The 21759-nt window shown below is 70.8% G+C and carries 22 protein-coding genes, 1 tRNA gene and 1 other RNA gene; 17 read left to right on the top strand and 7 right to left on the bottom strand.

Features of this window, described 5'->3' with window-relative positions; genetic code table 11:
* Positions 1-12: 12 nt before the first annotated feature.
* The 9 genes from pruA to KBX37_RS05440 all read left to right on the top strand — a co-directional run bounded on the left by pruA (position 13) and on the right by KBX37_RS05440 (position 8052).
* Positions 13-1641 (top strand): L-glutamate gamma-semialdehyde dehydrogenase, encoded by a 1629-nt coding sequence (gene pruA, locus KBX37_RS05480; RefSeq protein WP_210774831.1) that lies wholly within the window; start codon positions 13-15, stop codon positions 1639-1641.
* Positions 1642-1891: 250 nt separating this feature from the next.
* Complete coding sequence (locus KBX37_RS05475; protein WP_088963825.1) at positions 1892-2407, top strand: PadR family transcriptional regulator; 516 nt, start codon at positions 1892-1894, stop codon at positions 2405-2407.
* Between the two features lie 64 nt (positions 2408-2471).
* On the top strand, positions 2472-3593 hold the full coding sequence (gene prfB, locus KBX37_RS05470; protein WP_210774830.1) for a peptide chain release factor 2: 1122 nt from the start codon (positions 2472-2474) through the stop codon (positions 3591-3593).
* 118 nt (positions 3594-3711) lie between these two features.
* Entirely contained in the window at positions 3712-4392 is a 681-nt protein-coding gene (gene ftsE, locus KBX37_RS05465; RefSeq protein WP_132182849.1) for a cell division ATP-binding protein FtsE, read from the top strand.
* A 70-nt stretch (positions 4393-4462) separates the two neighbouring features.
* Positions 4463-5338 carry a permease-like cell division protein FtsX gene (gene ftsX, locus KBX37_RS05460; RefSeq protein WP_210774829.1) on the top strand — a complete coding sequence of 292 codons (876 nt, stop codon included), beginning with the start codon at positions 4463-4465 and terminating at the stop codon, positions 5336-5338.
* Positions 5339-5474: 136 nt separating this feature from the next.
* On the top strand, positions 5475-5954 hold the full coding sequence (gene smpB / locus KBX37_RS05455; protein ID WP_210774828.1) for an SsrA-binding protein SmpB: 480 nt from the start codon (positions 5475-5477) through the stop codon (positions 5952-5954).
* Between the two features lie 105 nt (positions 5955-6059).
* Positions 6060-6435: a transfer-messenger RNA gene (ssrA, locus tag KBX37_RS05450) on the top strand.
* A gap of 167 nt (positions 6436-6602) precedes the next feature.
* Positions 6603-7070, top strand: a complete 468-nt coding sequence (locus KBX37_RS05445) for a hypothetical protein (protein ID WP_210774827.1) — start codon at positions 6603-6605, stop codon at positions 7068-7070.
* A gap of 40 nt (positions 7071-7110) precedes the next feature.
* Positions 7111-8052, top strand: a complete 942-nt coding sequence (locus KBX37_RS05440; RefSeq protein WP_210774872.1) for a hypothetical protein — start codon at positions 7111-7113, stop codon at positions 8050-8052.
* Positions 8053-8056: 4 nt separating this feature from the next.
* Here the strand turns inward: KBX37_RS05440 and mdlC are convergent, their stop codons facing one another.
* The gene (gene mdlC, locus KBX37_RS05435) at positions 8057-9652 is read right to left on the bottom strand and encodes a benzoylformate decarboxylase (protein WP_210774826.1); all 1596 of its coding nucleotides are present in this window, start codon (positions 9650-9652) and stop codon (positions 8057-8059) included.
* A 138-nt stretch (positions 9653-9790) separates the two neighbouring features.
* Entirely contained in the window at positions 9791-10594 is an 804-nt protein-coding gene (locus KBX37_RS05430) for an S-methyl-5'-thioadenosine phosphorylase (RefSeq protein WP_210774825.1), read from the bottom strand.
* A gap of 150 nt (positions 10595-10744) precedes the next feature.
* On the opposite strand from KBX37_RS05430, the gene KBX37_RS05425 reads away from it, so the two are divergent.
* The 3 genes from KBX37_RS05425 (at position 10745) to KBX37_RS05415 (ending at position 12887) form a co-directional block, all read left to right on the top strand.
* Positions 10745-11335 (top strand): YqgE/AlgH family protein, encoded by a 591-nt coding sequence (locus KBX37_RS05425; protein ID WP_210774824.1) that lies wholly within the window; start codon positions 10745-10747, stop codon positions 11333-11335.
* Between the two features lie 88 nt (positions 11336-11423).
* Positions 11424-11496: transfer RNA gene (locus KBX37_RS05420), tRNA-Ala, on the top strand.
* Positions 11497-11711: 215 nt separating this feature from the next.
* Positions 11712-12887 carry a low temperature requirement protein A gene (locus KBX37_RS05415; RefSeq protein ID WP_247657096.1) on the top strand — a complete coding sequence of 392 codons (1176 nt, stop codon included), beginning with the start codon at positions 11712-11714 and terminating at the stop codon, positions 12885-12887.
* Positions 12888-12923: 36 nt separating this feature from the next.
* Here KBX37_RS05415 and KBX37_RS05410 read toward each other — a convergent pair whose 3' ends face one another.
* Both KBX37_RS05410 and KBX37_RS05405 read right to left on the bottom strand, forming a co-directional pair.
* Positions 12924-13385, bottom strand: a complete 462-nt coding sequence (locus KBX37_RS05410) for a hypothetical protein (protein ID WP_210774822.1) — start codon at positions 13383-13385, stop codon at positions 12924-12926.
* A gap of 187 nt (positions 13386-13572) precedes the next feature.
* Positions 13573-14718 carry a CapA family protein gene (locus KBX37_RS05405; protein ID WP_307848956.1) on the bottom strand — a complete coding sequence of 382 codons (1146 nt, stop codon included), beginning with the start codon at positions 14716-14718 and terminating at the stop codon, positions 13573-13575.
* Positions 14719-14841: 123 nt separating this feature from the next.
* Between KBX37_RS05405 and KBX37_RS05400 the strand changes: the two genes are divergently transcribed.
* On the top strand, positions 14842-15342 hold the full coding sequence (locus tag KBX37_RS05400) for a GNAT family N-acetyltransferase (RefSeq protein WP_210774821.1): 501 nt from the start codon (positions 14842-14844) through the stop codon (positions 15340-15342).
* A 327-nt stretch (positions 15343-15669) separates the two neighbouring features.
* Here KBX37_RS05400 and nadE read toward each other — a convergent pair whose 3' ends face one another.
* Positions 15670-16524 (bottom strand): ammonia-dependent NAD(+) synthetase, encoded by an 855-nt coding sequence (gene nadE / locus KBX37_RS05395; RefSeq protein ID WP_210774820.1) that lies wholly within the window; start codon positions 16522-16524, stop codon positions 15670-15672.
* On the bottom strand, positions 16521-17453 hold the full coding sequence (locus KBX37_RS05390) for an SMP-30/gluconolactonase/LRE family protein (protein ID WP_210774870.1): 933 nt from the start codon (positions 17451-17453) through the stop codon (positions 16521-16523). The genes nadE and KBX37_RS05390 overlap by 4 nt, the downstream gene beginning before the upstream one ends.
* A gap of 107 nt (positions 17454-17560) precedes the next feature.
* On the opposite strand from KBX37_RS05390, the gene KBX37_RS05385 reads away from it, so the two are divergent.
* Positions 17561-18025 (top strand): Lrp/AsnC family transcriptional regulator, encoded by a 465-nt coding sequence (locus tag KBX37_RS05385; RefSeq protein WP_210774819.1) that lies wholly within the window; start codon positions 17561-17563, stop codon positions 18023-18025.
* Positions 18026-18217: 192 nt separating this feature from the next.
* Positions 18218-19138 carry a lytic polysaccharide monooxygenase gene (locus KBX37_RS05380; protein ID WP_210774818.1) on the top strand — a complete coding sequence of 307 codons (921 nt, stop codon included), beginning with the start codon at positions 18218-18220 and terminating at the stop codon, positions 19136-19138.
* Between the two features lie 58 nt (positions 19139-19196).
* Here the strand turns inward: KBX37_RS05380 and mgrA are convergent, their stop codons facing one another.
* Positions 19197-20186, bottom strand: coding sequence for an L-glyceraldehyde 3-phosphate reductase (gene mgrA / locus KBX37_RS05375; protein WP_210774817.1), 990 nt, complete (start codon positions 20184-20186; stop codon positions 19197-19199).
* A gap of 67 nt (positions 20187-20253) precedes the next feature.
* On the opposite strand from mgrA, the gene KBX37_RS05370 reads away from it, so the two are divergent.
* Both KBX37_RS05370 and KBX37_RS05365 read left to right on the top strand, forming a co-directional pair.
* On the top strand, positions 20254-21222 hold the full coding sequence (locus tag KBX37_RS05370) for an aldo/keto reductase (protein ID WP_210774816.1): 969 nt from the start codon (positions 20254-20256) through the stop codon (positions 21220-21222).
* 5 nt (positions 21223-21227) lie between these two features.
* Entirely contained in the window at positions 21228-21725 is a 498-nt protein-coding gene (locus KBX37_RS05365) for a hemerythrin domain-containing protein (protein WP_210774815.1), read from the top strand.
* Positions 21726-21759: the final 34 nt, after the last annotated feature.

Here is a 21759-nt window from a genome sequence, read left to right as displayed (position 1 = left end):
CAGGAGCCTGTGATGGACGCCGTGTTCTCCGTACCCGAGCCGCGCAACGAGCCGGTACGCACCTACGAGCCGGGCAGCGCCGACCGGGAACGGCTGCAGCGGCGGCTGACCGAACTCGCCGCCGAGCGGATCGACCTGCCGATGACGATCGCCGGCGAGCAGCGGATGGCCGGCGGTGAGTCGATCGCCGTGGTCCAGCCGCACAAGCACGCCCACGTGCTCGGCGTCACCGGCCACGCCAACCACGACGACGCCCGCGCCGCCGTCAAGGCCGCCAAGGGCGCCGCGCCGATGTGGCGCGCGCTGCCGTTCGAGGAGCGGGCCGCGATCTTCCTGCGCGCCGCCGAGCTGCTCGCCGGCCCCTGGCGGGACACGCTGAACGCCGCCACCATGCTCGGCCAGTCCAAGACCGCCGTCCAGGCGGAGATCGACTCGGCCTGCGAGTTCATCGACTTCCTCCGGTTCAACGTGCACTTCGCCCGGCGGCTGCTCGAGGAGCAGCCGATGTCGTCGCCGGGGGTGTGGAACCGCTTCGACCACCGGCCGCTGGAGGGCTTCGTCTACGCGGTCACCCCGTTCAACTTCACCGCGATCGCCGGCAACCTGCCCTCGGCGCCGGCCCTGCTCGGCAACACCGTGGTCTGGAAGCCGGGCCCGACCCAGCAGTTCGCCGCGCACTTCACCATGCGGCTGTTCGAGGCGGCCGGCCTGCCGCCCGGCGTGATCAACATGGTCACCGGGCGCGGCGAGGAGGTCTCCGACGTCGTGCTCGCCGACCCGGACCTGGCCGGCATCCACTTCACCGGTTCCACCAAGGTCTTCCAGCACCTGTGGCGGACCGTCGGTGAGAACATCGCCGGCTACCGGGGCTACCCGCGGCTGGTCGGCGAGACCGGCGGCAAGGACTTCGTGGTCGCGCACCCCAGCGCCGACGTCGACGCCCTGCACACCGCGCTGATCCGGGGCGCCTACGAGTACCAGGGCCAGAAGTGCTCGGCCGCCTCGCGGGCGTACGTGCCGCGTTCGCTCTGGGAGGGCGGGCTGCGCGACCGGCTGGCCGCCACCACGGACTCGCTGACCTACGGCGACGTCACCGACTTCAGCAACTTCGGCGGCGCCGTGATCGACGAGAAGGCGTTCAGCCGGCACACCGCCGCGCTGGAGCTGATCTCCGACGACGACACCTGCCGGATCCTTGCCGGCGGCACCGCCGACGACTCGGTCGGCTACTTCGTCCGGCCCACCCTCTTCGAGTGCAGCGACGCCGCGCACGAGACCTTCACCACCGAGTACTTCGGTCCGATCCTCGGCGTGCACGTGTTCGACGACGCCCGCTTCGACGACGCGGTCGCCCAGGCCGAGTCGATCGCGCCGTACGCGCTGACCGGTTCGATCTTCGCCAACGACCGCCGGGTGGTCGAGGCGGTCGCCGAGCGGATGCGGTACGCGGCCGGCAACTTCTACATCAACGACAAGCCGACCGGCGCGGTGGTCGGGCAGCAGCCCTTCGGCGGCGCCCGGGCCAGCGGCACCAACGACAAGGCGGGCTCCTGGCTCAACCTGGTCCGCTGGCTGTCGCCGCGGACGATCAAGGAGACCTTCGTGCCGCCGACCGACCACACGTACCCGCACATGGGCTGAACCGGCGACGGCCGTCGGTGGCGCGCGCAGCGTCACCGGCGGCCGGGCCGGCCCGCGGCCGCGGGCGGGACGCTGGCTGCGCGGCGGAGCCCGACCGGCCGTCCGGTGGGGCTCTGGACACCGTCCGGCCGGTAGGCATCGATAGTCCTGGCAGCACTGTCGTCCGCCGACAGTGCACATTGGAAAACCTCCCGGGTGGCAAATCCGGAAATCCTGGACGCTGCGACGGCAAAGTGGCAGCTTAGAGGGCATGGCGGAATCCGGAGTCAACCCCACCGCGGCAGCACTGCTGGGGCTGCTGCACGAGGGCCCGATGACTGGCGGCCAGCTGATGGCCGCCGCTGAGCGCCGACTGGCGCCGTACTGGTCGATGACCCGCAGTCAGGTCTACCGCGAGTTGCCGGTGCTGGCCGAGCGGGGTTTCGTGCGGCTGGGCAAGCCCGGGCCGCGGATGAGCCAGCCGTACGCGATCACCGCCAGCGGGAAACGGACATTTTCCCGCTGGCTGGCGGAGAACCCGGGTCGGGACACCATCCGCAACCCGATCGCCCTGCGGATCGCCTTCGGCGACCTGCACTCGGCCAGCCAGCTGAAGAACCTCTACGCCTCGGCCAACGAATACCACACCGAGGCGCTGGCGCACGTGCGCGAGCAGGTGAAGAACGCCAAGAAAGAGGGCGACACCTACGACGCCAGCGCGCTGGAGTTCGCCGTCGCGTACCACAAGGCGGCGCTTTCCTGGCTCAAGACCGCCCCGGTCGGCTGATCATCTGCCCGGGTCGGCGGTGTGACGTGAGCGGACCGCCGCACGCACAGTACGCTTGTCTGTCGTGACCGCTGCCGATTACGCCGAACAGCTCAAGGAACTCGACGCCACCCTACGCAACATCGAGGCGGTGCTCGACCTCGACCGCCTGCACGAGGAGAAGGCCCGGCTCGAGGAGCAGGCGTCCGCGCCCGACCTCTGGGACGACCAGGCGAAGGCGCAGCAGGTGACCTCGCAGCTGTCGTACGTCAACGGCGAGATCGGCAAGCTCGGCAGCCTCCGCTCCCGGCTCGACGACGCCGGTGTCCTGCTGGAGCTGGCCGAGGCCGAGGCCGACCCGGGGGTGCTCGCCGAGGTCGAGACGGAGATCGGCGGGCTGCGCAAGGCCATCCAGGAGATGGAGGTCCGCACCCTGCTCTCCGGCGAGTACGACTCCCGGGAGGCGCTGGTCGCCATCCGGGCCGGCGCCGGCGGGGTGGACGCCGCCGACTTCGCCGAGATGCTGCTGCGGATGTACCTGCGCTGGGCGGAGCGGCACGGCTACCCGACCGAGGTCTACGAGACCTCGTACGCGGAGGAGGCCGGCCTGAAGTCCGCCACCTTCACCGTCAAGGTCCCGTACGCCTACGGCACCCTCAGCGTCGAGTCGGGCACCCACCGGCTGGTCCGGATCAGCCCCTTCGACAACCAGGGTCGCCGGCAGACCAGCTTCGCCGGTGTCGAGGTGCTGCCCGTGGTGGAGCAGACCGACCACATCGACATCCCCGAGAACGAGATGCGGATCGACGTCTACCGGTCCTCCGGCCCGGGCGGGCAGAGCGTCAACACCACCGACTCGGCGGTCCGGATCACCCACATCCCCACCGGCATCGTGGTGACCTGCCAGAACGAGAAGTCCCAGCTGCAGAACAAGGCCTCCGCGCTGCGCGTGCTCCAGGCCCGGCTGCTGGAGCGCAAGCGGCAGGAGGAGCAGGCCAAGCTCCAGGGCCTCAAGACGGATGCCGCCGGCTCGTGGGGCGACCAGATGCGCTCCTACGTCCTGCACCCGTATCAGATGGTGAAGGATCTCCGAACCGAGCAGGAGACCGGCAATCCGTCCTCGGTCTTCGACGGGGAACTGGACAGCTTCATCGAGGCCGGCATCCGCTGGCGCAAGCAGCAGCAGCTCGCCAACGACGCTGCGTGATCAAGCGGGGGCGGAGCGCGTCGTCGATCTCCTGGTGGGAGAGCTAATCGATGACGCGCCTCGCACAGGTGGGGCGTAGGACTTGGCTCAGCGGTTACACCGCGTAGACTCACCACCCGTGATTCAGCTTGAGCAAGTGACGAAGACGTACCCGAAGGCGTCCCGGCCTTCGCTCGACAACGTGTCCGTCTCGATCGAGAAGGGCGAGTTCGTCTTCTTCATCGGCCCATCCGGCTCCGGCAAGTCCACGATAATCAAAATGCTGCTGCACGAGGTCAGCCCCAACAAGGGCCGGGTCGTCGTGAACGGCAAGGACGTCACCACGATGCGTTCCTGGAAGCGACCCCACTTCCGGCGCTCGATCGGCTGCGTCTTCCAGGACTTCCGGTTGCTGCCCAACCGCACCGCCTACGAGAACGTGGCGTTCGCTCTCGAGGTGATCGGCAAGACCAAGGCGGTCGCCCGCCGGGTCGTACCCGAGGTGCTGGAGCTGGTCGGGCTCGGTGGCAAGGAGCACCGCTACCCGCACGAGCTCTCCGGTGGTGAGCAGCAGCGCGTGGCCGTCGCCCGGGCGTTCGTGAACCGACCGCTGATCCTGCTGGCGGACGAGCCGACCGGAAACCTGGACCCGGACACCTCGATCGAGATCATGCGCCTGCTGGACCGGATCAACCGCACCGGCACGACCGTCGTGATGGTCACGCACGACTCCAACATCGTGAACCAGATGCGCCGTCGCGTCATCGAGATCGAGAGCGGCCGCATCGTGCGCGACCAGGCCCGCGGCGTCTACGGGTGAGCCGGCGCTCCACCCCTGCCGTACACCCTGACGACGAACACCTCATGCCGGAGAGCCGGAGGAACACCCGATGCGGATGAAATACGTCCTGTCCGAGGTACTGGTCGGACTGTGGCGCAACGTCACCATGACCATCGCCATGATCATCACCATGGCGGTGTCGCTGTTCATGCTGGGCGGAGCCGGCCTGCTGTACCAGAAGGTCGGCGACATGAAGGACCTCTACTACGAGAACGTCGAGGTCTCGATCTTCCTGGCGACCGACGTCAGCGAGCAGCAGCGCAACGACCTGGACGCCAAGCTCAAGAGCGACCCCCTGGTCAAGGAGGTCCTCTACGTCAACAAGGACGAGGCGTACAAGCGGTTCCAGGAGATGTACCAGGACGCCCCGGACCTGGTGAACGCCGTCAAGGCGGACCAGCTGCCCGAGTCGTTCCGGCTCAAGCTGGTGAACCCGGAGCAGTACAAGAACATCTACGACCAGTACAAGGACACCGAGGGGGTCGACGAGATCGTCGACCAGAGCCGGCTGCTGGACAAGGTCTTCGGCGTCCTCACCGGCATCCAGACCTTCGCGCTGGTCATCGCGGTGTTCATGGCCGCCGCCGCGCTGCTTCTGGTGGCGAACACCATCCAGGTCGCCGCGTACAGCAAGCGGCGTGAGGTCGCGGTCATGAAGCTCGTCGGCGCGTCCAACTGGTTCATCCAGGCGCCGTTCGTGCTGGAGGCCGTGGTCGCCGGCCTGATCGGTTCGCTCCTCGCGCTGGTGTTCATGGCGCTCGGCAAGTACTTCGGCGGCAGCGGCTCGCTGTCCGCCCTGGAGGGCCTGATCACGCCGGTCTCGTGGGGCGACATCCTGCTGACGTTCCCGATCATGGCGGGCGTCGGCGCCCTGTTCAGCGCGGTCACCGGCTGGATCACGCTCCGCTTCTACCTGCGGGTCTAGTTACCCGACGGCTCCGCCGAGGGCCCTTCCGCGCCGGAATAAACGGCGCGGGAGGGTCCTTGTCATTCGGGTAGCATGATCTCTGCCCCGCGGCCGGTCGCACCGGTCGTGGGTCACCAGGAAGGGGGTGGCGCCGATGCCACGGGAAAAGGGTCGCAAGGTGGTCGCCTCCAACAAGAAGGCGCGCCACGACTACGCCATCCTCGACACGTACGAGGCGGGCATGGCGCTGACCGGCACCGAGGTCAAGTCGCTGCGGGCCGGTCGGGCGTCCCTGGTCGACGCGTTCGCCCAGGAGCGCAACGGCGAGCTCTACCTGCACAGCATGCACATCCCGGAGTACACCCAGGGCACCTGGACCAACCACGAGCCCCGGCGTACCCGCAAGCTGCTGCTCAAGCGGCTGGAGATCGACCGGCTGATCGGCAAGACCCGCGAGGGCGGGTTGACCATGGTGCCGTTGCAGGTCTACTTCTCCGACGGCTGGGCGAAGGTGGAGATCGCCCTGGCCAAGGGTAAGAAGTCGTACGACAAGCGTCAGGACCTCGCCAAGCGGGACGCCGACCGGGAGATCGCCCGGGTGGCCGGCCGGCGCGGCAAGGGCATGGACGACTGATCTGTCGTCTTTGTCCGAGTCGGTAAAGTCGGCCGGGGCTCGGGATGAAACCCGTTGCGGCAGGCGTTAGTCTTGTACGAAGCCGCCGGAAGGGCGGCCCACCGAGGGGGTGACTGGTTTCGACTTCGTACGTTGCGGCAGGGGAAGCGAGCCGAGGAAGCCGACGTCGTCTCGAGAATCGTTCGTCGGAAACCAATAAGCGCCAAGAACAATCGCGCTGACTTCGCTCTCGCCGCCTGAGGCGAGTAGTGAGTCTGTCGGCCTGGGAACGCCTTCGTCCCAGTCAGCCGGCATCAGCTAGGAGGCTGGCCAATCGGACCCGGTCGCGGGGTCCGTGCGGCGAGATCAATCAGCGACTGGGCCCGTCACACCAACTTGCTCGCGTGAGCGGTGGGGCCGAGTAGAGGCATAGCGAGCTGCGCTCGGAGAAGCCCTGACAAACCGGCGAAGGACCCGGGTTCGATTCCCGGCACCTCCACCACCTCATGTGCGCCCCGGTCCACCGGACCGGGGCGCACAGTCGTCTCCGGATACTTCTGGGGCCACTGGGACCGATGGGGCCAATGAGGCGTTCCGGCCCCCTGGACAGCGCCCGAGCAGGGGGTTCACCATCGCTGTACGCGGTAGCACGCAGCGCGGGAGGTGCCCATGGTCACCGGTCCGATCCAGCAGCCGTCCGTCGCCCCGCCGGCGGTCCGCCCGCCCGCCGCGCGCCCGCCCAGCCCGCCCGCTGGCGACCTGCCCGCCCTGGTGCGGGCGCTCGCCGTACCGCCCGGGGAGCCGCGCTGGCGGGAACGGGTCATCGTCCACCTCACCCCGGTCCGCCGGGGCTTCGCCGAACACGTCCGGATCACCGAGGGCCCGGCCGGCCTATACGCGGAGGTGCTCGCCCAGGCGCCCCGGCTGCACCGCGGCGTCCGGCTGCTCACCCGGGAGCACGCGGCAATCGTCGCGGCGCTGGCCGACCTCCAGCGGGCCGTCGAACGGCCCGGGGTGTGCGCCGAGGAACTTCGCCGGCGCATTGACGACCTGCTTCGGGCGCTGTCCCGGCACCGGCAGCGCGGCGCGGATCTGCTCTGGCAGGCGTATCAGACGGACCTCGGCGGGGAGACCTGACCGGCGGGAACCGGCCCGTGCCGAGCGGCGTCCAATGCGTATGCGTCGACTCCTCGCCCTGCTGGGCCTGCCCCTGGTGGTCACCGCGGCCGGCTGCGCGCCGGCCGGCTCCGACCCGGCCGGACCGTCCGCCGGACCGGACCGCCGCTGGGAGGCGTTCCACCAGCGGGCCGCGGAGGTCGCCGAGGACTGGCGCCCCGCACCCGCCTGGCGGAGCGGGTACGTGCCGCTGCAGGACCCGACCGTGCTGGTCGGCGACCCCGGGTTCACCGCCGACACCGAGACCGCCTTCCGGGCCGGCTGGTACCGGGATCAGATCGAGCTGCCGGCCGGCCGCCCCGCCGACGGCACGATCCGGTTCCCCGACGGCACGATGAGCGCGCCGCTGCTCAGCGCCGCCGAGGCGTACCGGCAGCTGGACCAGGGCGACCCGCCGCCGTGCGAGGGGCGGCCGAAGGCGCCCGGCCCGACGATCGAGCCGGGGCCGGACGGCTCCGTCTCCAGCCCGGTCGCCACCGCCTGCGTCCCGCTCACCGTCACCGCCGTCCGGCTCGGCACCGCCTCGGTCCGGACCAGCCGCGGCGTGGCCGACGTACCGGCCTGGTTGTTCACCGTGGAGGGCCTGGCCGCCCCGGTGGCCCGGGTGGCCGTCGCGCCGCAGTCGGTCACCCCGGTGCCCGAGCCGACGGCTCCCGCCCGGCCCGCCCCCGTCGACGTGGTGGGCGCCCAGCACACCGAACGGGTGGACGGCACGCGGTTGACCTACGTGCTCGGGGTGGGCGCCTGCGACACCGGGATCACCCCGCTGGTGCAGGAGCGCGAGGACCTGGTCGTCGTCGGCGGCGGGGTGGTCCGGGCCAGCGGCGTCTGCACCGACCAGCTGAAGCTGGAGCCGGTCACCGTCACCCTCTCCGCGCCGCTCGGCGGCCGGCCGGTGCTCGACGTGCTGACCGGGCAGGTGCTGACCCAGCGGGCCGGCTGACCGGTCAGAGGATCCGGGGCAGCTCGCCGCTGATCGGCGCCGGGAGCACCGTCGGGCCCTCGGCGCGCAGCGCTTCGGCCAGCGCGTCGGGCAGGTCGTCCGGCGTGTTGACGACCCTGGTCGCGCAGCCGTACCCCTGGGCGATCGCGGTGATGTCCAGGCCGGGCAGCTCCAGCCCGGGCACGCCGGGGGTGTGTTTCAGCTCGGCGAACGACTTGAGGATGGCGTACTGCTGGTTGACCGGCACCAGCACGACCACCGGCAGGCGCAGCCGGGCGGCGGTCCAGAGGCTCTGCACCGAGTAGTGGAACGAGCCGTCGCCGATCACCGCGACCACCGGCCGGCCCCGACCGGTGTCCCGCTCGGCGAGGGCGATCCCGACGGCCGCCGGCAGGCCGTACCCGAGTCCGCCGCTGGCCATGGTGAAGTACGACGCCGGCCGGACGGTCGGCAGCCGGCGGCGCAGCGCGGCCAGGTTGGACGGTGACTCCTGGACCAGCACCCCGTCGGTGGGCCAGCAGGCGGCCAGCGCGGCGAAGAGCGCGTCCGCGTCCGGCGGGTCGGTCGGCTCCGGCGGCCCCACCGCCGGCCGGGGCTCCGGTGCCGGTCGGTCCGCGGCGGGGAGCAGGTCCAGCAGCGCGGCGAGGGTCAGCCCGGCGTCGCCGAGCAGGCTGTCGCCGACCGGTGCCCGGGCGGCCTCGTCCGGGTCGTCGGTGACGTGCAGCAGCCGGGTGCCCTCGGGCAGGTGCGCGCCGGGGACGTGCGGGTAGTACCGGAACACCGGGGCGCCGACGACCAGCACCGTGTCGTGCCCGCGCAGCTTCTCCGCCAGCGGCGCGATGGCGAAGGGCAGCACCCCCCGGTAGTGCGGGTGCCGCTCCGGGAACGATGCCCGCTCCGGCGCCGGGGCGGACCAGACCGGGGCGGCCAGCCGCTCGGCCACCGCCACCGCCAGCGGCCAGGCCTCGGCCCGGTCCACCGCCGCGCCGAGCACCAGCACCGGGGAGCGGCTGGCGGCCAGCAGCGCGGCGAACTCCCGCAGCCGCCGGGGGTCGGGCCCGAACCGGGTCGCCACGGTACGCACCTGGGGCGGCGGGTCCGCCGGCTGGTCCCAGTCGTCCAGCGGCAGGGAGAGGAAGACCGGCCCGGCCGGCGGCTGGGCGGCGCTGGCGTACGCCCGCATGAACGCCGCCGGGAGGTCCTGCGCGCGGACCGGCTCGTAGCTCCACTTCACGTACGGCTGGGGCAGCTCGGTCGGCGCCCGGCTGGTCAGTCGGGGCTCCGTCAACAGCATCTCCCGGCTCTGCTGGCCGGCCGAGACGATCAGCGGCGTCCGGTTGTGCCAGGCGGTGACGAGGTTGCCCATCCCGTTGCCGGTGCCCGGCGCGGTGTGCAGGTTCACGTGCGCCGGGCGGCCGGTGGCCTGCGCGTACCCGTCGGCCATCGCCACCGCGGACGCCTCGTGCAGGGCGTGCACGTAGCGGAAGTCCGCCGGGAAGTCCCGCAGGAACGGCTGCTCGGTGGAGCCGGGGTTGCCGAAGACGGTGGTCATGCCGAGGGCGCGGAGCAGCTCGTACGTGGTGTCCCGGACGGTCGCCATCGCCCCCCGCCTCCCTGTCCCGGCGCGTGCCGGCGCCCACCCTGACAGAGGTCCCCGACCTGCCGAATCTATCGGTGAAAGGTGGACAAGTCGGGCGCTTTGCCGCTCACCGGGCCGGGCGCACCCGGCCGGGGACGGTCAGGGCAGCGGGAAGGGGGTCTTGATGCCGTCCAGGGCGTGCCCGCACGGGCAGTGCCGGTCGGTCGGCAGCGCGCCGACCGCGTCCAGCAGCACCCCGCGCAGCCGGTCGGTGTTCTCGGCGAAGACCCGGAACACCTCCTCCTGGGTGACCGACTCGCCGGCCTGCACGCCGGCGTCCAGGTCGGTGACGAGCGCGATCGAGGTGTAGCAGAGGGCCAGCTCGCGGGCGAGCACCGCCTCCGGGTGGCCGGTCATGTTGACCACCGTGCCGCCCATCGAGGCGTACCAGCGGGACTCGGCGCGGGTGGAGAAGCGGGGACCCTCGACCACCACCACCGTGCCGCCGTCCACCGCCGCCACGTCCCGACCGGCCGCGGCGGCCAGCAGCGTACGCCGCCCGACCGGGCAGTACGGGTCGCCGAACGGCACGTGCACCGCGCCCCGGTCGTAGTAGGTCTGGGCCCGGCCGCTGGTCCGGTCGATCAGTTGGTCGGGGACCACGAAGGTGCCCGGGCCCAGCTCCGGGCGCAGACCGCCCACCGCGCACGGGGCGACGACCTGGCGCACCCCGAGCGACCGCAGCGCCCACAGATTCGCCCGGTACGGGATCAGGTGCGGCGGGTACCGGTGGTCGCGGCCGTGCCGGGGAAGGAAGGCCACCGGCCGCCCGCCCACCTCCGCGACGGTGATCGGGTCCGAGGGTGCCCCGTACGGCGTCTCGACCATGTGCTCGGTGGCACCTTCCAGGAACGCGTAGAGCCCCGACCCGCCGATCACCGCGATGTCCGCCGTCAAACCCATCGACCCTCCCTCGTTCCCGCTCGATCACCCGCCGGTCAGACCTTAGCCACCGCCCCGGGCGCAAGCTATGGTGCCAGGCATGGCGGTGACAGCGCGGACGGCCGACGGCAACCGGTTCCACGACCCGGCGTGCGGCTGACGGTGTCCGAGATGCAGGAGGAGGGACGGGCGATCGGCGGTCGAGCCATGGAGTCCATGACCGGGCGACTGCTGGTCGCCACTCCGGCCCTCAAGGATCCGAACTTCGATCGCACGGTGGTGCTGCTGGTCGCCCACGAGGCGGGCGGGGCGCTCGGCGTGGTGCTCAACCGGGCGACCGAGGTGCCGGTCGCCGACGTGCTCGGTGACTGGTGCGACCTGGCCCGGCACCCCGCGGTGCTCTTCGAGGGCGGCCCGGTGCAGCCGGACTCGGCGATCTGCCTCGCCCGGATGCGACACCCGATGCGCCGGCTCAAGGGCTTCCAGCAGATCTCCGGCGCGGTCGGCACCGTCGACCTGTCGGCCGACCCGGAGAAGCTGCGCGACGGCATCGGCGGCATCCGCGTCTTCGCCGGCTATTCCGGATGGGGTTCGGGTCAGTTGGAGCAGGAGATCGAGGACGGCTCCTGGTTCGTTTTCGACGCGCTGCCGGGGGACGCCTTCGTCGACCGGCCGGACGACCTGTGGCAGATGGTGCTGCGGAGACAGGGCGGAATGATGGCGGCGGTCGCCCACTTCCCGCCCGACGTGGCGCTGAACTAGCCGCGTCGGGGTGGGACCCCGCGAGATGACCATGCCGGGCGGCGTGTGTATAGTTCTCTGCGTGCCCGGGACACCGGGACGACAGCAAGGGGCCGTGGCGCAGCTGGTAGCGCACCACACTGGCAGTGTGGGGGTCAGGGGTTCGAGTCCCCTCGGCTCCACCCTTGAGACCAGGGCGTTCGTCAGAGATGACGGGCGCCCTTCGTCGTTCCTGGCGGCGAAGTACCCGAGCAAGGCCCGCCGAGAGGGTGTAGCAGCGGACTGGTCAGCCGCCCAGGGTTCCGCCTATCCGCGTCGGAGGCCCTGACCGGCGTGGTACGACTGCGTCAACAGTGCGCGAGGCGACGAAAACGGGCGGAAGATGACGGTCGGTGGCTTGCGTGGTCTGCTCCGTGGCCGCGAGGGCGAGCTCCTTCTCGACCTGGTCTATGTCTTCGCGCTCACCCGGATCTCGGAGCGGCTGATCGTGGATCTGGCCACACAGCGGCGGGTCGTTCTACCGGAACTCGGTCAGACAGCGTTGCTGCTGCTGGCTTTCTGGTTGACCTGGGTCCGCGCGGCGATCGTGACCAGCGCCTTCGATCCGCGAAGAGGGGCGATCCGGCTCGCGCTCGTCCTGGTCATGTTCGGCAGCATGGTGATGGCGGTTACGCTGCCCTTCGCGTTCGGCGATCGAGGCGTGGTCTTCGCGGTCACCTACGTCGCCATCCAACTCGGCAAGCCCGTCGTCCTCCTGCTCGGCCGGTACGACTGTGAACGGCACAGCCCAGCGCGGGCACTCTGCTGGGCAGCGGTATCCGCCGTGCCCTGGGTCGCCGGGGCGGTTCTCTTCCCGCAGAGTCCCGCGCGCGGGATCCTGTGGACGTTGGCGTTGGCGCTGGACTACACGGGACTCGTCCTCGGCTGGCCCGTTCCGGGACTTGGCCGCACCCGGATCGACGACTGGAAGCTCGCCGGCGAGCACCTCGCCGAGCGTTATCAGCAGTTCATCATCATCGCGCTCGGCGAGACGATCCTGCTCACGGGACTGACGTTCGCCGAGGAGTTCACCTCCGATCGGGTGGTGCCGAGCGTCGTGTCCTTCGCCACCACGATGCTGATGTGGCGAATCTACTTCCACCGCGCCGGGGCGGTGTTGCCCGCCGCCATCGAGGCCATCCCCAACCCAGCCCGCCTCGGTCGGTCTGCGTTTCACACCCACCTGGTCATCGTGACCGGCATCCTCGCCACCGGCGTCGGCCACGCCCTGGTCATCCACCATCCGGTCCTCCACCAGGATCCGCTGTGGCTCGCGGTCATCCTGGGTGGGCCCGCGCTGTTCCTGGCCGGGCGGGCCCGGCTGGAGTACGAGGTGTTCGCCCGGGTGTCCCCGTCGCGGGTCATCGGACTTCTCACGCTTGCCGCTCTGGCGCCGGTGATGGTCCACCTGCCGCCGCTGATCGCCACCGGCGCCGCAGCCACCGTGCTGGCCGGGATCGCGGCGTGGGACACGGTACGCGAGCGAAGACACCCAGGTGAGGCACCGTCGCCGCCCGGGTCAAGCCGACAGTGACGCTGACCGCAACCGAGCGCCGGGACCGGCGGACCGTCAGCGGGTGGTCTTGCGGGCCGTGCGCCGGTTGCCGAAGGACTCCATGGTGGTGGCCTTCTTCGCCGGCGCCCGGGTGGCCGTGGTCGTCCGCGCGCGGGCAGCCGCGGCCTTCTTCGCCGGCGCCTTCTTCGTCGCCGCCCTCGTCCCGGGCGCCTTCATGGCGGGGGCTGCCTTCTTGGCGGCGGGCGTCTTCTTGGCGGCGGCCGCCTTGGCGGTCGGGGTGCGGGTCGGGGCGGCCGTCGCGGAGGTCGCCTTCTTCCGGGCCACCCGCGCCGTCGTCGGGGTGGGCTTCTCACCCGGGCTCTTGGCCACGCTCGCCCCGGTGGCCCGCTTCGTGGCGGCCGCGACCTTCTTCGCCGCCGCCTTGCGGTTCATCGGGGCCTTGCTGGCCCCGACGGCCTTCCGGGCGCTGGTGGGCCTGGCGGTGGCCCCGGTCGTGCTCCGTCGAGCGTCGGCCATCGTCGCTCCTCCTCGGGGTGTCCTGCCGAGGCCCGCACCGACGGTGCCGCTGACGGGACGGGCCGGTCCAGCCGGGTCGAGCCGACCGGCCCACTCGGCGCCCGTGTCTTCCCCCACCCCCGGCACCCAAACTTTCGCTACGGCGGGGACCGGCCCGGCGTACCGGCCGAGGCTTTCCAGCAGGGGGTCAGCGGGCGATGTGCAGGCCGTCGTTGATGCCTCCGCGGGCGTCGAGATAGCCGCTGATCCGGTCCATGGCGGCCCGGTACGTCTCACGCCGCCGGTCGGCGGCCGGGAGCCGGGCGAGGTTGAGGACCCGGATGGTGGGCTTCAGGGAGAGCCAGATGGGGATGGCCTCCGCCCGCGTGACGGTCCATCGGCGGTCGGCCTGTTCGGTAAAGGTGAACTTGGCCAGGACGCCTTCGCGGTTGGCGTCCTTGGAGAAGTCGTGCCGGGCGAGGGTGTTGCCGACACCGTAGGCGATCCACTTGTCGCCGACCTTCTGGAAGGGCTGCACGACGTGGGCGTGGTGTCCGATGATCAGGTCGATGTCCGGATCGGCGATCAACTCGTTGGCCCAGCGCAGCTGGTTGCCGTCGGGGATGTGTTCCATCTCGGTGCCCCAGTGGACGGACAGGACGATGATCTGCGCGCCCGCCCTGCGGGTCGCTGCGGCGGCCTTCCTGATGGCGGGCACGTCGATGCGGTTGGCCAGCCACGGTTTGTCCGGTGGCCGCGGCTGGCCGTTGAAGTGCGCAGCCCAGGACAGGTGGCCGATCTTGACGCCCTTCACCTGGTAGATGGTGGGGGTGGCCTGTGCGGCGCTGCTGCGGAAGGTGCCGGTGTGCTTCAGCCCGGCGGCGTCGAGCGCGTCGAGGTTGGCGTAGACGCCTTGCTCGCCCTGGTCGAAGGAGTGGTTGCTGGCCGTCGAACAGGTGTCGTAGCCGGCGGTCCTGATGGCCGGTCCCAGGTCGGTGGGGGCGCGGAACCGGGGAAAGTCCGCCGGCGCACCGGGACCCATGGGCGCTTCCAGGTGGCAGATGGCCAGGTCGGCGGACTCGACCGCGGGCCGGATGGGGGCGAACATCGGGTCGAAGTCGTAACCGGGCCGACCGGCCTTGACCGCGTCGGCGCCGGCCTGCTGCCAGGTGGGTGGGTGCACCAGGATGTCGCCGGAGCCCAGGATGGTGACCTGCCGAGCCCCCGCCGGAGCCGTCGACGTGGCGGTGCTGGCCAACCGGTCGCGGATCGTCTCTTCACGGGCTGCCCCGGCGGCGGGAGGCGAGGCCACCAGCGCGGCGACGAGCAGCATGCGGATGACGGAAAGGCGCACGCCCGGCTCTTCCCGGTCAGCGGCGGTTGATGCCGCACCGCCGCTGACGGAGGTGGCCGGTCGTCACACCTCGTCACCGGATACCGGGTTGCCCGCTCCCCGCACCCACGGCATCCTCCCCGCATGATCGAGATCGAGACGCGGGTGCTCAGTGAGGGCGACTGGAAGATGTGGCGGGAGTTGCGGCTCGCCGCGCTGGCGGAGGCGGCGTACGCCTTCGGTTCCCAGCTGGCGGACTGGCAGGGCGAGGGCGACCGTGCGGAACGGTGGCGCGCTCGGCTGGCCATCCCCGGCTCTTACAACATCATCGCGATGCTCGACGGGCAGCCCGTCGGGATGGCCAGCGGGGTGCCGACCGGTCAGCACGGCGTCGTCGAGCTGATCTCGATGTACGTGGCGCCGGTGGGACGTGGCCGGAGCGTGGGCGACCACCTCGTCCGGGCGGTCGAGCAGTGGGCGCGGCTGGTGGGCGCGGAGACCCTGCGCCTGGCCGTGGTGGAGGGCAACCGGAACGCCTGGGCGCTCTACCAGCGCAACGGCTTCCGTGACACGGGTGAGCTGGGCGACCACATGCCCGACGGCGTGCGTCGGGAGCGCATCATGGCCAAGACTCTGGTGGGCTAGTGTGCTGCGCCGAAATTCGCCCACAAAATCGGGCGAGTGATTCGAGGACCTCCTCGGCGGTCTTGGTCCAGGTGAATGGCCTGGGGTTGGTGTTCCAGTCTGCGATCCAGGCGCGGATGTCGGCTTCCAGGCTGTGAACGCTTTGTGGGCGCAGACCAAGTGCACGTCATCGTCTCGATGAACTGTGGATCCGTGGAGAGCTTGAACGTGTCGGCCAGATGCGGCTTCAGGCCGAAGTCCCGCCAGATCCGCCCGACGGTGGACTTCGACAGTCCGGACTTCTCCGCCATCGAGGTGCGCGACCAGGCGAATCTCTGGCGCGCCACACTAGCCAGGCGCGACCGGGAGGTGACGCTTGTGGGCCGTGGCGTGGTAGCGATCAAGGACCGCTTGTGCGATTGCTGACGGCACAGGGCGTCCTTCGAGGAAGTCGTCGATGTTGTCGTAGGTGAAACCAAACACGTCCTCGTCGGGTTTGCCAGGGGCGAGTGTCTCCAGGTCGGCGGTAGGTGCCTTGCCGACGAGCGCGTCCGGGGCGCCGAGCAGTTGTGCGATCGTGCGGATGCGGCGTTTTGTCAGACCGGTCAACGGCACGATGTCGGCGGCGCCGTCGCCGTACTTCGTAAAGAAGCCGGTGACTGCTTCGGCGGCATGGTCGGTGCCGACGACGAGGCCGTCGAGAGCGCCCGCCACGGCGTACTGCAGGACCATCCGCTGCCTGGCCTTGATGTTGCCGAGGACGAAGTCCTGATGCTGCCTGTCTCGGAACACGAGCCCAGCGGCGATCAACTCACCGAGGCAGGCATCACTGGCCGGTTGTATGTTGCCGGTGAGCACCTGGTCGGCCTGGATGAAGTCGAGCGCGGCTGCGGCGTCGCCCTCGTCGTGTTGCGCCCCGCACGGCAGCCGCATGGCGATGAAGACGGCAGGGTGTCCGGTCTGGCGCACCCTCTCTACGGCGAGTTGACACATCTTGGCCGTGACAGTGGAGTCGATTCCACCGCTGATGCCCAGCACCAGCGCCGTGCGGCCGGAGGCGTACAGGGTATCGGTGAGGAAGGCGACACGCCGCTCGATGTCGGCGTGCGGCCCGACGGACGCATTGACCCGCAGTTCATGGGAGATCCGCTGTCGTGCCGTCTCGTATGCGGCGAGGTTCTCAGTGGCGCTGGTGTGGTTCATCGATGATCTGAATCGGCGGGGCTCGGGTAGCGGGCGCCGTTGAAGGTGACGCGCAGCGTGTACACCGAGGTGCCGGCGGTGATGAACAGGTGGTTGCGTTTCGGTCCCCCGAAGGTCAGGTTGGCGACGTTCTCGGGCAGCAGGAGTTTGCCGATAAGGGTGCCGTCGGGGTCGAAGCAGTGCACGCCGTCCCAGGCCGCAGCCCACACGCGTCCTGCGTCGTCAAGACGGATACCGTCGAAACGGCCGAAGTCGCACTCGGCGAAGATCTTCCCGCCGGTCAGGGTGGCTTCGGCGGTGACGTCGAAGACGCGGATGTGGCTGGGCTCTTGGCGGGTGTCGACGATGTAGAGCTGCTGCTCATCGCGGGAGAAGGCCAGCCCGTTGGGGCGACAGAAGTCATCGGCGACGATGCGAAGGTCTCCGGTGGCGGGGTCGAGGCGGAAGACGTAGCAGGCCCCCCCGAACTCGCTGTCGCCCTTGTTGCCCTCGTAGTCGCTGTGGATGCCGTAGATCGGGTCGGTGAACCAGATGGTGCCGTCGGCGCGCACGACGATGTCGTTGGGGCTGTTGAGCCGCTTGCCCAGGTAGTTGTCGGCGAGCACCGTGATCGTGCCGTCGTGTTCGGTGCGGGTGACCCGCCGGTTTCCCTGCTCGCAGGTGAGGAGCCGACCCTGGCGATCGACGGTGTTGCCGTTGGCGTAGCCCGAGAAGTGTCGGAAGACGCCCACAGCCCCGGTGGTCTCGTCCCAGCGCAGCAGCCGGTCGTTGGGGATGTCGCTCCACACCAGATACCGCCCGGCAGCAAAGTAGGCAGGTCCTTCGGTCTTGCGGGCGCCGGTATGCAGCCGTTCGAGGACGAAGTCGCCGTTGAGCAGGCGGAATCGCTCGTCGAGCACCCGGAACTCGGCTGTGATGGTTTCGATCATGGAAGACCTCCGTCGTGGGGGATCTGCGTCCGACAATAACGTAGGAGACCGAATGACATATGGTCAATAAGCTTGTTTGGCAGACTGCATATGGATACCATGGACCCATGGTGGATGACATCGACCGGGCCCTGCTGGGGCACCTGCAGCAGGACGCCACCCAGTCCTACGCGGCACTGGGCAAGGCGGTGGGGCTTTCGGCGGGCTCGGCGCATGAGCGCGTACGCAAGCTGCGGGAGCGTGGCGTGATCCGCCGAACGACCGTCGATGTCGATCCGGTCGCCGTGGACCGTGGTGTGTTGGCCTTTGTGATGCTTGACGCCAACGCATGGATGGGCGACACACCCACGCGCGACGCGCTCGCGGCTCTACCAGAGATCCAGGAGGCGCACATCATCGCCGGCCCGGCCACCGTGTTGGCGAAGATCCGCACCGAGACCACGGAGGAACTGCAGGCGGTGCTACGTCGCATCTTCGACATCGATGGAGTTACCGGCACGCAGACCATCGTCGTGCTGGAGTCCTTCTTCGAACGCTCGGTGGATGTGCACAAGGGCGCCACGACACGCTGACGCAGCAGCGCACAGCCGTCGGCATGCCGGGGCTGGCTCGTCCAGCCAGATGTTCACCACTCCGGCCGCGCCGATCAGGCAGCCGAGGACGAGGAATGCGATCCCGCCGGGCCGGCGCTGATCCCCCGCACCCCGGGGCGCCGGTCGAACCTTTGGCGGCTCCCGCCCGTACCAGTGCTCGGGAGGCCCATCATGACCGTACGCCGAGTGCTCGCCGTCCTCGCGGCCGTCGCCGTGAGCGTCCTGCCGACCGCGACCCCCGCCGCCGCGCACGGCGCACCCACCAGCCCGCTGAGCCGGTCGGCGGCCTGCGGCCCGGAAGGCCCGCACGCCGCGACGCCGGCCTGCCGGGCCGCCGTCCGGGCCGGAGCGGCGGTACGCGAGTGGGACAACATCCGGGTCTTCGGCGTCAACGGCAAGGACCGGGAACGGATCCCGGACGGTGAGCTGTGCAGCGGCGGGCTGTCGGCGTACCGGGGGTTGGACCTGCCGCGCACCGACTGGCCGGCGACAGAGCTGACCGCCGGGGCGAAGTTCACCTTCCGCTACCGGGGGACCATCCCGCACAAGGGCACATTCCGGCTCTACGCCACGCGTCCCGGCTACGACCCGCAGAGCCGGTTGACCTGGGCGGATCTCGCCCCGCGCCCGTTCCTGACACTGACCGACCCGCCGCTGCGCAACGGGTCGTACCAGCTGGCGGGCCGGCTGCCCGCCGGGCTGACCGGGCGGCACCTGATCTACACCGTGTGGCAGAACTCCGACACCCCGGACAGCTACTACTCCTGCTCCGACGTGGTGTTCCGGAAGCCCGGCGGGGCCACGCCCACCGCGGCGGCCAGCCCGGCCACCCCGGCCGTCGCGCCGCGCGCCGCCAGCACCGCCGTACCCGGGTTGACCGCGGCGCCGGTGCCGGGCGATCCGGGCGTACCCGTGGCGTCGGTGACCCGCCTCGGCGGTGACAGCCTCCGACTGGTGGTCGGCGCGGCGGCGGCGGTCACCGTGCTGCTCGCCGCGATCGTCGCCATGCGGCTGCGCCGGGCCGGCACCGTTCCGCCCGGCCGCGCCTGCGACGTGCGCAACCACCGCGCCGGCCGCCGCCGCACCTGGTGACCGCGCGCCGCCGCGCCCCGGCCGCGCCACCCAACGGCGGCCGGGACGCCTCGACGGATCAGCCGAGCAGGCCGTCGATCTCGGCCAGTTCCTCGGCGGTGAAGTCGAGGTTCTCCACCGCGGCGACGTTCCCCTCCAACTGGGCCACGCTGCTCGCGCCGATGATCAGGCTGGTCATCCGTGGGTCGCGCAGCGCCCAGGCGAGGGCGAGCTGGGCGAGGGTCTGCTCCCGCCGCTCGGCCACCCGGCCCAGGCCGCGGATGGTGGCCAGCTTCTCCTCGGTCAGGTCGCTCTCGTTGAGGAAGACGCTGGTGCGCACCCGCGAGTCCGCGGGAATGCCGGCGAGGTAGCGGTCGGTGAGCAGGCCCTGGGCCAGCGGGCTGTACGCGATGCAGCCCGCGCCGACCTCCGCCAGCGTGTCGAGCAGGCCGTCGTCCTCGGTCCACCGGTTCAACATCGAGTACGACGGCTGGTTGATCAGCAGCGGCGTGCCCAGGTCACGCAGGATCGCCGCCGCCCGGGCGGTCTGCTCCGAGTCGTAGTTGGAGATGCCGACGTAGAGCGCCTTGCCGGAGCGGACGACGGCGTCGAGCGCGCCCATCGTCTCCTCCAGCGGGGTGTCCGGGTCGAACCGGTGCGAGTAGAAGATGTCGACGTAGTCCAGCCCCATCCGGCGCAGCGACTGGTCCAGCGAAGAGACCAGGTACTTGCGGGAGCCCCACTCGCCGTACGGGCCGGGCCACATCAGGTAGCCGGCCTTGGTGGAGACGACCAGCTCGTCCCGGTAGGGCTTGAGGTCGGTCGCCAGCAGCCGGCCGAAGGCCTCCTCCGCCGCGCCGGGCGGCGGGCCGTAGTTGTTGGCCAGGTCGAAATGGGTGACCCCGAGGTCGAACGCGCGTCGGACGATGTCCCGCTGCCGCTCGAAGGGCCGGTCCGGCCCGAAGTTGTGCCACAGGCCGAGCGAGACGGCGGGCAGCCGCAGCCCGCTGCGTCCGGTCCGTCGGTAGGTCATCGAGTCGTAACGCTGATCAGCGGCGAGGTAGGTCACGACGCCGACCCTATCGGCGTCGGAGAACGGGCGTGCCGTCCCGGTGTGCGGGGGTAGCTTCGAGCCCATGCGCTTCGTCCCGCTCGACACGCCCAAGCCGATTTCCAAGATCGGTCTCGGCACCTGGCAGTTCGGCTCGAAGGAGTGGGGTTACGGCCCCGACTACGAGCGCCGGGCGGCGGACATCGTGCGGCGGGCGCTCGACCTGGGGGTCACCCTCTTCGACACCGCCGAGGTGTACGGCTTCGGCCGCAGCGAGCGGATCCTCGGGGCCGCCCTCGGCGCCGACCGGGAGAAGGTCGTGGTGGCCAGCAAGGTCTTCCCGGTCCTGCCGGTCGCCCCGGTGGTGCAGCAGCGGGCGGTCGCCTCGGCGGCCCGGCTCGGCGTGCAGGGCATCGACCTCTACCAGGTGCACCAGCCCAACCCGGTGGTCGCCGATACCACCACCATGCGTGGCATGCGCGCGTTGCAGGACGTCGGCCTGGTCGCCGAGGTCGGGGTCAGCAACTACAGCCTGCGCCGCTGGCGGTTCGCCGAGGCCGCGCTGGGCCGGCGGGTGCTGAGCAACCAGGTCCGCTACAGCATGATCGACCGGGGCCCGGAGGAGGACCTGATCCCGTACGCGGAGCAGGCCGGCCGGATCGTCATCGCGTACAGCCCGCTCGCGCAGGGCTTCCTCTCCGGGCGGTACGACGCGAAGCACCCGCCGAGCGGGGCGGTGCGCCGGGCCAACCCGTACTTCCTGCCGGAGAACCTGGAACGCGGCACCGCCCTGATCGCGACGGTGCGCGAGGTGGCCGACGCGCACGACGCCACCCCCAGCCAGATCGCGCTGGCCTATCTGCTGCACCACCCGAACGTGGTGGCCATCCCCGGCGCGTCCGGTGTGGAGCAGATGGAGCGCAACGCGGCCGCCGCCGAGATCGACCTCGGCGCCGACGAGTACGCCGCCCTGGCCACCGCCGCCCGGCAGTTCCGGCCGGTCACCGGCCTGGCCGCGGTGCCGAGGCTGATCCGCGCCCGAGTGGGGAAGTGAGCATCATGGACGACATCACCGCGCTGATCCTGGACGACCACGCCGCCTTCCGGCGCGGCTTCGCCCGGCTCGACGACGCCCGCGACGAGACCGAACTGCTCGCCGTCTGGGAGGCGCTCGCCCTGCACCTGGACATCCACGCCGAGGCGGAGGAGGCGATCCTCTATCCGCACCTGGTGCGGCACGGCGACGACGGCGAGGACGAGACCACCGACGCCATCGGCGACCACAACGAGATCCGCGACGCCATCGCCGAGTCCAAGCTGCACCCGGTGGGCTCCGACGAGTGGTGGGCGGCGGTGTGGAAGGCCCGCCGGGAGAACAGCGAGCACCTCGCCGAGGAGGAGGACGGGGCGCTGCCGGACTTCCGCCGGCACGCCGGGGTCGAACTCCGCGCCGAGCTGGGCGCCCGCTGGCTGACCTTCTACGGCGAGCACAAGAACGGCCGCAACCTGACCTTCGACGACAAGGACCCGCGGAAGTACGTGCAGGAGCACCGCTGACGCGGACGGGACCCCGCCGCCCGGAGTGATGGGC

The sequence above is a fragment of the Micromonospora sp. U56 genome, from assembly GCF_018070095.1.
GTDB lineage: Bacteria > Actinomycetota > Actinomycetes > Mycobacteriales > Micromonosporaceae > Micromonospora > Micromonospora purpureochromogenes.
Note: the sequence above shows the minus strand (reverse complement) of the source record. Positions and strands in the feature narration are given on the sequence as shown.